8 protein-coding genes are annotated in these 12,840 nt (G+C 39.0%); all 8 read right to left on the minus strand.

All coding sequences use genetic code 11. From position 1 onward, the window contains the following. Positions 1-506 precede the first annotated feature (506 nt). The gene (locus R2S08_RS05450; protein WP_316834185.1) at positions 507-1,301 is read right to left on the minus strand and encodes an endonuclease/exonuclease/phosphatase family protein; all 795 of its coding nucleotides are present in this window, start codon (positions 1,299-1,301) and stop codon (positions 507-509) included. A gap of 10 nt (positions 1,302-1,311) precedes the next feature. After that, a complete protein-coding gene (locus tag R2S08_RS05455; RefSeq protein ID WP_316834186.1) occupies positions 1,312-3,606 on the minus strand; it encodes a TIM-barrel domain-containing protein in 2,295 nt (764 codons plus the stop codon). A gap of 11 nt (positions 3,607-3,617) precedes the next feature. After that, complete coding sequence (locus tag R2S08_RS05460) at positions 3,618-6,170, minus strand: hypothetical protein (RefSeq protein ID WP_316834187.1); 2,553 nt, start codon at positions 6,168-6,170, stop codon at positions 3,618-3,620. Between the two features lie 163 nt (positions 6,171-6,333). Further along, positions 6,334-7,269, minus strand: a complete 936-nt coding sequence (locus tag R2S08_RS05465; RefSeq protein ID WP_316834188.1) for an AraC family transcriptional regulator — start codon at positions 7,267-7,269, stop codon at positions 6,334-6,336. Between the two features lie 50 nt (positions 7,270-7,319). Continuing rightward, positions 7,320-7,904, minus strand: coding sequence for an RNA polymerase sigma-70 factor (locus R2S08_RS05470; RefSeq protein ID WP_316834189.1), 585 nt, complete (start codon positions 7,902-7,904; stop codon positions 7,320-7,322). 458 nt (positions 7,905-8,362) lie between these two features. Next, positions 8,363-9,550, minus strand: coding sequence for a DUF4998 domain-containing protein (locus R2S08_RS05475; protein ID WP_316834190.1), 1,188 nt, complete (start codon positions 9,548-9,550; stop codon positions 8,363-8,365). Positions 9,551-9,595: 45 nt separating this feature from the next. Continuing rightward, the gene (locus R2S08_RS05480) at positions 9,596-10,804 is read right to left on the minus strand and encodes a DUF5000 domain-containing lipoprotein (protein WP_316834191.1); all 1,209 of its coding nucleotides are present in this window, start codon (positions 10,802-10,804) and stop codon (positions 9,596-9,598) included. Between the two features lie 44 nt (positions 10,805-10,848). Next, positions 10,849-12,834, minus strand: coding sequence for a RagB/SusD family nutrient uptake outer membrane protein (locus R2S08_RS05485; RefSeq protein ID WP_316834192.1), 1,986 nt, complete (start codon positions 12,832-12,834; stop codon positions 10,849-10,851). Between the last annotated feature and the right edge of the window lie 6 nt (positions 12,835-12,840).

Here is a 12,840-nt window from a genome sequence, read left to right on the forward strand (position 1 = left end):
ATTTAATACGCATAGTATTGAATTATTAAAAATTTCTGTTAATAAATTTTAAGAAGGGATACTTATCCTACAAAAGGATAAACATATAGGCTCTAATAAGGAGTAAAAGTTTTATTCATCATCATTCTAGTTTGTTTGGTTTGAAATGGTTTTTAATTTGGTTTGAATTTTTTTGAGTTTCTAATGAACTTCGTTTAAGAAATTACTGCATCATTCATTACAGATCAAATGTTAAAGCACAGAGCATTAAATTCTACATATCTAAATTGCACAAATTACCAGCCGGCAACCACTATTAATTTGATCACTACTGATGCTTTTTTTGCTTAATCAACTAAAAACCAAAGAATAGCAATTAATATCTAAAAGCTATTCCAGTTTGCTGCTATCTGAAAAACCATTGATAAATTTTTGCCAATTGAAATAAACAGAAAATCGGCAGATCTATATGACCTGGACTTATGACCAGGCCGTACAAATCTGCCGATTCCGAATGATAAAAAACGCTATTTAAACTGGAGTTCGGCCAGGACAGGTAAGTGATCTGAAGGGTATCGCTCCTTTAATACCTGATGATAGCTGAATGAAAATGGATCACCTTTTCTATATCCTATATAATCAATTGTACTTGTTGGTGCATCTGAAGGAATCGTGTTTTCACAATTCTCTGTACATGAACGTATAAATGTTTGATCATATTCTTTTATGATTTTAGTACCAGGTTCTGCATTAAAATCGCCAGCGATGACCAATGGATAACGAACCGCAGCGACCGTCTTTGCTATTTCTGTGATCTGAAGTTTCCGGCTAGCCTCATCCTTCTCTGCATCGAGGTGGGTACAGGCAAATATGAAAGGCTTATTCTTTACATGAAGATAAGCCAATAGCAAAACCCTTGCTTCATCATTAACAGAGGCAGAAGGCAACTTGATCACCCGCACAGAATCTACCTTAAATCTGGAGAGTATGGCAATGCCATATCCACCACCATCAAATGAGATGGCCTTGGCAAAATAACTCTTCATACCTGTTCCTTCGGCAATCTTGCCTGCTTCGTCCAGCTGCTGACCGGACCTTTTGGTAAAAACATCAACCTCCTGTAAGGCCACCAGATCAGGTTTTTGATCATTGATCACTTTAACAAAAGCCGGTATATCAATTAGCCCTGGCTTGGAAGGTGGATTAGCATGATGAATATTATAAGACAAGATCTTTATAGACACTGGTCGCTGAGCGTGAGCATAACGGCAAGGACATAAGAAGAAGATGATACAAAAAGATAGTGCACTGATGAAACGCATAATATAAATTTTACTTAAATTTAACAGATATAGACTGACCTTTATAAACGATTATTTTGTCGAAACTAGTCGCCGAATCGGCACCATTTCCTTTACTTTTACCAACAAGTACAATTTTAAAAGTCCTGTTTTGGAGCATTCCTGGAAAATCACCCTTTCTGTCACCAATGGTCAATATACTATCTTTCTCCGACCATTTAAAACCTATGGTCGAATAGATTCCTTTTTCATAATTGTAGCTGTTATTCTCGTCTTCATATAATGTGAATGAGCCATTGGTACCAGGGTATATGCGTATTTCCAGCTCATCCCATTTCTTTTCTTCTGCATATTGTACCTTTTGTCCGAAAGGCAAAATAGAACCTGCTTTAACATATAGTGGTAAAATATCAATTGGAGTTGCTTTACTTACCGTCTTTCCACCTTCAGTTTTTTCATTCGTCCAGAAATCGTACCATGTTGTTCCGGATGGCAGATAGACCTTTTGCATCCTAGTCCCTTTTTCCGTAACCGGAGTTACCAAAATAGATTGACCGAACATGAATTCATTATCGATATTATAGACCTTTTTATCGTTCACAAAATCCATAAATAATGCGCGGATAAATGAGCCAGAGCGATTGGTAACTCCCCATGCTGTGGAATAGATATAGGGAAGCAATTGATAACGCAAATTAATATATTTTTCCTGGGCATCAAAAATGGTGTCCCCGCGTTGCCCAAATTCATAAATCTCTCTTGGAATACCCGTTCCATGCGACCGCATCATTGGGGTAAATGTGGCGAACTGCATCCAACGGGTATACAATTCACGAAAATCAGCATTCTTTGTACCTCCACTAAACCCTGCAAAAAATCCACCAATGTCAGTATTCCAATAGGGTATCCCACAGAGTGAAAAATTAAGGCCTGCAGGAATTTGCAGGCGGAAGGTTTTCCAGTTAGAATGCACATCACCACTCCAGGTACAGGCACCGTAACGCTGTTGACCAGCAAAAGCAGAACGGGTAAAAATAGCTACACGCTTGGCATTGGTAGTTTTGCGTTGATGATCATATACCCCACCTACATGTTGCAGCGGGAAGGCATTAAGCACACTACGGTATGAACCCAAATAGGTTTGCAAATCATCTTTCACTTTCCCATGATCCGGTTCAGAAGAATCCAGCCACCATCCATCTGTATTTAAAGAAAACACACCTTTGTTCAAATAATCCCAATAGATGTCTCTGGCTTTCGGGTTATAAACATCATAGGGCCTTGCAACTGAAGGGTAGGTTTCAAAATCCTGGAAGAGCATATTTTTTTTCTTCAATTCAGCAAACTGAGGGGTTTCCGGACCAAAACTAGCCCATGCTACGACAAATATGTGTGCCTTCATTTTATGTACACTGTCTACCATCATTTGCGGATGGGGATATCTACCTTTATCAAAACTCATCGCATTCCATTTACTGTCATCACCCCAGTATTGCCAGTCCTGAATAATTCCATCCAAAGGAACTCCAATAGATCGATATTTGGCAACAACGCCAAGAAGTTCATCCTCGCTTTGATATCTTTCTCTGGATTGATTAAAACCCAAAAACCACAACGGCATCATCGGAGCTTGTCCGGTCAACTGGCGCATCTGTGCAATCACACCATCTGCATTGCCGCCCAGCAAAAAATAATAATCAGCGCAATCACCAATTTCAGACTCCAAAGAAGTTTCCTGTGGATTATCGGTAAAAGTAGTGGCTGAATAGTTGTCCCAAAAAATGCCGTAGCCCTTAGTGGATTGGAAAAAAGGAATGGCCACTTTCATGTTGTCCTGACGCAAATAAATTTTGCGGCCCCGTTGGTTCAAACTTCCATTTTGCTGCTGTCCTAAACCATAAATAACCTCATCTTTATCTAGTAAAAAAGCCTGCCGAACTATAAAAGCATCTTTGTCTACATCCTTAACCGGCGTAAATTGTACACTATAATCCTTTTCTGTTAATAATGAGATTCCTTTTCTGTCTTTGAAAGACAATTTCCCTGTTTGCGAGTTTAAATTCACCTGCAACTTGTCGCTTTGCAGGATCATCATATTACCTTTCTGTTCGATTTTAAACGGTATTGTCTCTGGTTCTTTAACAACCGAAAGGCTTGATTTTTTAAATGGAATACCTTGGGGTGATTTAATTACCCTTACCATTCCAGCCCCAAACAACTGCAATTCGATATCAATGCCGTTTACAGTTGTTTTCAAGCCCGTCTTTGTCCGGTTGTAAGATTGGCTCATTCCTACTTGTGATAACAGCAGCAGGAAAATTAACATACACGGTTTAATCATATTTTCTGGCCTTTACCAATCGTATTCACCACAACATCAAGTTTCACTTTTTCATTCCCTTCATGCAAGGCTGCAACAGTAATCTCTGATTTTCCTTTTGGCAATACAAGATGTTCGGATGATATTTCCTCACGTTTTTTTCTAGACTTGTCTGCAACAAATAACGAATTTCCTTTTAATATGATGAACTCACCATTAGATAATTTCTTATCAACCAGCAATTGTTTTCCATTTTGCAAGGTAATTTTGACTCCATCTACCTGTTCACCCTTTGGCACATGCACTCGAACAGCAAATTCAAGTGGCTGACTTTCGAATTCATTATTTAACTGATAAGATTTTCCTTGTGGTGTATAAGACTCATTACTAAAGCGGTTCTCGCGAACAGGGTAAAGTACAAAAGATTTTTTTCCGTTTTGTTCAAGATGGAATTTGTAATTCAAATCCTTAAGCTTCTCCTTTAGTGCTTTTGAAAAATCCTTTTCGTCTCTCAAATTCTCCCAGGTACGGTAGGCCTTAAAAATATCATCCTTCTCTGCACAATTTTCAACAGACTGTTCACTTAGGCCCAGCATATAAGTTGCATCCCATCCAATCGATTTGGCCTGGAGATTCTCTGCGTCATACATGGTCCATTCGCTTCCCAGGCTAATGATCCCAAAGGTGGCAGGGAGGTAACTGCTCTGAAAAACATACCTCATATCTTTACCTTCTATCCCCCATTTATTGGTTACAGGATTAAACATATTGTCTCCCCCCCCAACATTGCACACGCTCATATAATGCCAGCTTCCCTCACCAACAGCACTACCCATTACCCGCAGGTATTTGCCACCATTTTTCGTGTAACTATCAAAAAGCTTGTGAAAGAAACGCTTAAAAGAATATTCTCCATGGCCTTGGTAGATGCAACTCTCCAGCCCGTCAAAATCAATATAATCCATTCCGCCATCTGTCAGCCATTTTCCATAATAATCTGCATACACTTCCTGGAGGTTCATGTCCGGCGCAAATCCATGATAACAATTGGGTTGCAGTTTAACAATGGTTGTTCCCGTCTCAAAAGATCCACGTGTAGTACCATGAAAGCCACGCTTCACATGTAAAAAGGTATAAGGTTTGGTCTCTGTAATGCCGTTATATTCAATGAGCTCTTTGCCTATCTTCAGTACATTGGTGTGGTTTCCTTCCCAGCCTCCAAATTCATTGAAATATGCACGATCAGCCACGGTGATAATGGTATCCAGAGGAGAAAGGTTTTTGGTGATGACAGTACGTTGCATAATGGCCAGGCTATCATTAGGTACCGGATTCACATCACTGTTGCCACCTGGCTGCAGAAACTCACAAAGGGTATGCAAACCCCAGCGTATTCCATTTTTCTTCATCAATGCCCCATATTCAGGAATGCTCATTGCAGGTGCAGATTTGAAATTGATTTTACTGCCATTCCATCTGTTTGCCCGGTTCGGATAATATTCGCCCCAACCTTCATCCTGTACGGATTTAAGCCCAAGACGTTGTGTATAGTTCATAAGGCTGTCGTGAACACCCCACCAGGCTACATCAGGACGGTAAGCTTTTGGATCCTTGATCCATTTTCCGTCTATTTCGGGATGAGGAAGCCCTTCATTTAAAACAATTCTTTCAATGGTTTTAAGGCCCAAAGTATCCGGACAGGCATATAAGGCCATTGCAGAACCAATATATCCGGCATCAGTTGGGGTTACCAGCTGATACCTCGCAGAATTTACCTTTCCATCCAGATTATCGGGCAGAACCGGAAAGCGGATCATCTGCTCCTTTCTTCTATTCCTTGAATGCAGGCAAATGGCAGAACCGTATTTTGGTTCCAGGCGGGCACTGTTTCCATAATTCATTCTGAAATATTCTTCAGGATGAGAATAGAAAGCCACATCGTTATGGCCATCACCTCCAATGGTAAAAGTTTGTCCTTCTTTAAGGTTTGGAGGTAGTGGGTATTTTACAGGATCAGGAGAATGTATAAAATAATACATAAAGGACATATCCCCTCCCGTAGGTGGGCCACCAGTCGTGTTGTCATTCAATCCCATTACACCAATGGCAAAATCCTCGCTCCTCACTACACCAAAAATATCTCCAATGGTTTTTGATATATTGGTTTTATAAGGTCCCCATATAATATTATCAATTCCTTCCTGTTTCGACAGAGAGATCAACTGGAACCTGAAATATTCATTCTTCTGTTCTGCCTTTATCCTTGCCTGTGCCCCATTTGTAAAGGTCAGTAAGATTTCATTACGCTTTGGCGTATAAGTTGCTTTGTTCGGGAAGATATACCCTTTATCATTGGAAAGACTCATCAGAGCTGATGAAAGTCCTTTAGGATTGTATTCTTTTTTTGTTTTCACATCTTTAATGGATGTAATAAAACCTTTTCCATCGATGCTGACGGAAGAATAACGTGTTTTCAAATTAATGGCCTGCGAATGTGCCAGGATGGAATAACTAAGTAACATCATCAGAACGGCAAGAATCCTGATCAACGGGGTAAAACATCTGTTCATATGGTTGTCTTTTTGTGTGTCGTTTCATCTCGAAATTCTCCTGCAGTGACCCTGAAAATGCTGGTGGGACAACGAAATCAGATTCGAAGTCCCGTCAATACCATCCAGCATTCTTGTCTCGGATTACTAACCAATTGTAAATCGATATTCAAAATAAATGATTTTAAACCGCTAAAATTTGTTCTATTTTGCCCAATAACGATGCTTTTTTTGCCTTGTTAACGGAGTTGATACGCAAAGTGGTTTCATATAGTTTTTGAAATTCCGTTGGAGGTACCCCGATGACCTCTTTGAACTGTTTGTTGAAATTAGAGCAATTGTTATAGCCGCAGAGATAGCTTGTTTCGGATACATTATGTTTACCTTCCAATAAGAGTTTTGCTGCATGACCAATTCTTACTTCTTTTATAAAATCTAATAAGGTCCGGTTGGTTTTCCTTTTGAAGAAACGACAAAAGGCTGCCGGGTTCATCGGCAAAATATCGGCAATCACCGCTAGGGTGATATTCTCTCTGAAATTTTGGAATAGATAATCATATACTTTGCTGATTTTTTGTCCTTCATCAGCACTTTCAACACTATTGAAATAAGAGGAAGACAATACCTGGCTTGTATTTGACTGTGCCAGTATATCTAACAACTGTAACATCAGTCCCGTCCTTGTCATCCCTTTTACTAAGAGCATTTTCTGCATCACCTTTTTTGCCTTTAAAACAGTTTTTCCGGAAAATGAAATCCCTTTGGAAGCTTTATTAAGGACCTCATTCAATGGTCTTGTCTGTGGACTTTCCAATAATTGTTTTCCCAAAAAATCAGGAAAAAAATGAATTAAAATTGCCTGCGACTGAACTGAGGGATCTAGTTTTTTATCATATTGCGTGCAATGAGGCAGATAACTTCCCAGGAGTATAAGTTGCGTTCCTTCAAAGTTCAGAACATTGTCTCCAATAAAATGTTTACCGCAGTAATTTTCAAGTAAGGCAATTTCAAAATACTTGTGAGATTTTAAAGAATCACAGTCTTTGTTTTCCAATATTTCCGACTGGATGGTAAAAGGCTGATCGGGTGGAAACAGGAAATTTTCGTAAATGCACTGCATAAATTAAGAACACCAAACTAGTACAGTAGGACTAGTTCAATTGAAAATAATCAAAACCAGAACATCAAAATAATAAAGCTCACAAGATCAGCGTACTTCAGATTAGATTTTAAGGTCTTCAATGCCTCAACCATATGATTTTTTACCGTGTTTGGAGAAATACCCAATTGCTCAGCAATTTCTTTATGTGATAAGCCTTCAATCCGGCTGAGTTTAAAAATTAACTGTTGTTGTCTGGGAAGTTGATTAACCGCTTTCTCGATAAATTGTTCCAGATCCTGTACCAGTATGTCCTCTTCGCAATTGTTTTGTGCTTCCGCAATATTAAAGAGCAGTTTTTTAGTCAGATCTGCAGATTTACAAATTTCTCTTAATGCATTAAGCGATAATCTTTTGCCAATAACATACAGGTATAGCCAAATATTTCCATTTGGATCAAGTTTCTCTTTACTTAACCACAGATTTATAAAAGTTTCCTGAACAATTTCTTCACTTTGTTCCCTGTCCTTTAAAAAACGGAATGCTAATCTATAAACCTTTTCACTGTATTGATCATAAATCATGCTGAAAGTAGATTCATCTCCCAAAATCAATTGCTGAATATCATATTTGCGAGGAACCTCAACCTTATACATACTTTCTCTAAAAATTATGTTCTTTATTATAAATGGAATAGTTACTTGTACACCCGACAGTTAAAAACGGAGTGGGATAGAATCTTAAATAAGGTTCGGTTAGCAAATCGCTTAGCATGCAATATTAATATATATAGAGATATACCGCACTAAACTCAAATATCTTATTTAGTGCAAACGTTTGATCTTGAGCAAATACCACATAAATAAATCTATTTTTTGTAGCGCTTTCCTCTATCCTTTCATGTAACCTCACCAACTTCTTTTCATTCACCAAACAATTCACTAATAAGGAAAATTAATTACACATTAATAAACAACTAAGTTGATATCCAACAAAATGAGCAATATCAAATCTTTCCATCCGCAAACGTTTGCGCTGATTATTAAAAACCAAAAAACCAGGTAAGCTAACTAAATGAGTCAGCTTAACCTGGTTTAGTTATTATATGGAGAGCTTACTTTTGCATAAGGGTTACAGCTGTTACCTGCCAATTCTCATCACTGGTTATATTTGATACAAAACCAATAGAAACTTGTGTGGATTGACTTAAGGTAAAATCAAAATGCTGAACACTTAATGGGGCGAATCCTATAGAATTTGATGGAACTAGCGCTGCATCAGGGAGTGTTGAACCTGCCGCTGCTACTAGATAAACCGGACCTGTATAGTCATTACTTCCTAAAGTTATCGAAAAACTATAATTACCTGCCGGTAAAATGAATGTTTGGAACATTTTTCCATTAATTACCGGATCTGCGCCCCAGCCCGACTCCATAGATAAAACAGTTTTATTATCTGAAGCCCAACCACCATAACCTCCATGATTTAACACCGGACTGGTTACGGCCCAGCCTGTTGGATTTCTCCATCTGCCCGTACCGCTTGCAGCCGTACTGGCAAAAGGTTGCTGATAGTTGATAAAATATTTACTGGTTACATCATACTTTATGCCATATGTTTGATAAGCAGTATAAAATATATCAATAGCTGTAGCATTGGGCTGATATAGTGTTCTGTAACTAATAGGATTGCCTATTTTAAAGTTTGGCAATATGGTTGTTAAGCCTGTTGGCACAGATGTAATTAGCGTATCGTGCGCTTTATTACTGTTATCTGTATATTTGATTTCCATATTTTTTATGCCTGAATTTGCATTTACATCAGCCCAGTCAATAGACGCAGAGCCATCTGGCTGGATTGCGGTATTCACTATTGCCCTGTTTATACAAGAGCTTTGGTATAAATCTCCATATACATTCGCTACAGTATCTACAGGAACAGAAGTATGGCCCTGAGCATCATAGGTTCTGATCTCAAAACTCATAACGCCTTCGGGTAAATTTGGTATCGTTACTTTAGCAGTATCCACGCCCGAGGTTCTTTTAACAGATATTTCTACCGAATCCTGCCGACTATTCCAAAATACTCTATATTTAACGATATTCAAATCGGAGGTAAAAAGTCCAGTAATTTTCACTCTGTTTTTACCAGAAAAAACCTTTACCCCGTCTATTTTTCCGGGATAAACTATTGGTCCTCCCTTCATGTATTTATCCTTATAATCATCCATTTTTTTGCAGGCGCCTATTGTTAACACCAGCAATGCCACTATATAGTAGGCTATGATTTTATATTGTTTCATATATCTAAATTTATTCACCTATCATTGATTAATTACACCGAATTACTATTGGCCCCATAGCGTAAACTGGGCCATAGCCATCACATAATCTCCCTCCCAGTTACTCAAATACCTGATTCTTATATAGCGATAAGAACCTATTCCTACCGGGAAATTAAACTGAAAGCCGTTTTGGCCGGCTGTATAATCGCTATCTGTTTCTGTACCATAGGGATTCCCCGATGGTTTTACCACGGTACAGGTAGTCAGTTTGGTCCAACTGCCATCTAAAGCGCCACTTAAATTGGGTTGATTAGCTCCCCATATTTCAAAAACTTTTGGAGTAGCCTTGACATAATATTGACCACTTTCTTCATACGGATTTAATTGAAACCGGCTAAATACGTATGCGTTACCCAAATCCAGCGTGATCATTTGTGGGCTGGTTGCAGTTTGTACGCTAAAAAAAACGTTGGGCCAGCCTTGATTATAATTACCATTATAGATATTGTTCACTATGGTTGAGCCTGGATAAAGAGGTGCAGCATCTCCAGGTAATGCGAAGTTATTCCAACCTGATTTTGGCAATAGCATTTCAAATAAAGGCGTAAGTGTTGCAAATAAGGTATCCGAATAATTCAGCCATCGGTCTCTGACCACAAAAGCATATTTTCTTGCTATTGCAGGCTGTCCTCTATCGGTAGCATCTATATGAACACTATTGCTATAAATATTCTCCATTCCACTCGTTTGTACCCATTTCCCTTTACCTGTCGTATCAACCAAAGGAATAATAGCTAAATTTTCCTGTGTAGGATTGTTACAGTTCACCGCAAACCCGCCGAAAGTTGCAGTAACCTTGAGCGATCTGCGAGCCAAATTGATGGCCGGCGTTAAAGGGTGTACAGTTACACTAACCGGCGCTGAAGCGATTTCGCTGGAATTTACCGCATACAATTGCACGGTGTGGGCCAGGGTATCTCCAAAACCCACTATGGTTAACGTATTGGTGTATCGGGAAGCTTTTACCACCTGTTCAGTACGCCCTGCCGAGGTTTGGTAAACGGCTTTTACATATTGCACATCGTTGTTGTTTGGCAATGTATAATTGAGGGTGGCCTTTCCATTTAAATTTGTTACGGATACTGCAGATACAATGCCCGGTGCATTTGTATTAATAACATTGGGTTTGTTTATTACGTCCTGTTTACAGCCTATCCCAACTATTAAAAATAAAGCTATATATAACAGGTTTCCTGATTTTATTGTTTTCATATTGAATATCTTATAGTTTAAAAAATATGTATCAGTCTGTTCTTTTACCAGTTGGGGTTTTGTACCAAATTTGAATTCACCAGCAAATCCTGATCTTTTATTGGCCACAAATAATCGCGGGGAATTCTAAACTGCTGTGAAAACAATGTAATCTCACGGTAATACAGATTCGGATCACTTTGCTTTGTATCCCAACCTGTTATATTCCCATTAAGTTCAGTCGCCGCCGTTTTCCAGCGCAATAAATCCCAGTAGCGTTGCCCTTCAAAACAAAGTTCAATGCTACGTTCCTGTTGTATGATGGATCGCATACCTTCCTTGGTGGTATATTTAGAAGGGTTATTACTAAAATTTGTCCATGAAGTTTGTACAGATCGCAAACCTGCCCTTGCCCGGACTATGTTTACATAGGTATAAACGTCAGCAACAGGCCCCTGGGCCTCATTTAAAGCTTCTGCATATAATAAATATAAATCCGCCAGGCGCATTTCCGGCCAAGGATAGCTCTGAAAAGTCGTACTGGACCATTCAAAATGCCAATTCAACAGTTTCTTCGCAAACAAACCGGGAAGAGGAGGAGGTGCAGTTGCACCGTACTGACCTTGACGTGATTGCAAGGTCCAAGTATTCTCATCGCTTAAAGACGGACTGTTGGCCATATACCAAACGCATCCGTCAAATCCTAAATCAGCATAATATCTCGGCTCCCGGTCAAAGTTTAATCTTGCTGTTTCGTAGTTTTCTATCAGATTAAACCGTTCGACATGAGTTCCTGTCCTTAACTTGGTTATATTACTGAAATCAAGAGTTTTATCTTCATTTATAGGAACGCCATTTTGGGTATAAAACAATTTCGCCATTTTTAAAGTAGGGCCTGTTTGAATTGTACCGCCTAAATTGCTCGCATTTGCAGGATCAAACCTACCTGCAGCCGATCTCTGCATAGCAACATCTATATTATCATTTACTGTTAAGCCCCATATTAGTTCACTATTCCATGGTTCACTGGTCGCATTTCTGATGCTCATTTGAGTCATGGTCGTATCACTAAGGTGATTGGCCTGTACAGGGAAAACATACAATTTTATACTGGCCTTGTTGCATAAATCTATAGCTGCTTTACAGGCGTTGGCAGCTCTCTGCCATTTGGTTAAACTCGGGGTGGAATTAAAAAGCGCCCCGCCGTCTTTATTTTTAAATGAATTATAGTCAGGATTTCCATTAAATAAAGGGCTTGCCGCGGTTGTCAATAATCTCGCCTTTAGGCTTAATGCGATCGGACTAGTAATCCGCCCCAATTCAGATACCTGATTGGTTATAGTTAGAGGAAGATGGGTGGCTGCAACATCCAGCAAATTGGAAATATAATTCACCACACTATCTACAGATTGACGCTTAACTTGCATTTGCTCTATGCTGGCGCTAATCGGCAAATTCTTATCTATTACAGGAATTGGGCCGTAAGCTCTGAACATTATAAAATGATAAAAAGCTTTAAGAAACTGCACTTCGCCAATCCACCTTGTTCTGGTGTCCGGATCAAGGTCACGAACTTTGCTTATATCACTGATATTTTCTAAAAACACATTACAATCTCTGATGGCTTTGAAATTAGGTGTTCCACCTAAATTGCCCTCCATATAATTACAATACGGATCTACAGTATTCTGGTTCCCTCTTCCTATTTCCCAAATCTGATTATAAAACGAATTGACGGGATAGGCTGCCCAAAACTCATCGCCCGCCATAAGGCCCGGATTAAATCCAAAATTCCCTTGATGAGGCAAATAGGAATAACAGGTAAACAAATATTTTTCGGCCTCTATTTTGGAAGCAAAAGCATTATCTATGGTAGCCACATTATCGGGTACAACATCTAAAAATGCCTTTTTACAGGAAGTACCAAACAATATAACAAGCATAAACAGGAACATGATGCAATATTTGATCTGGCCAGACAATAGCCTTTGTTTTTTGCAGGCAAGCAGCATTTTTTCCAGGCCACTTGCAGTAAATTTATTATAGTTCATACAAAT

This window comes from Pedobacter nutrimenti (assembly GCF_032678445.1).
Lineage (GTDB): Bacteria > Bacteroidota > Bacteroidia > Sphingobacteriales > Sphingobacteriaceae > Pedobacter > Pedobacter nutrimenti_A.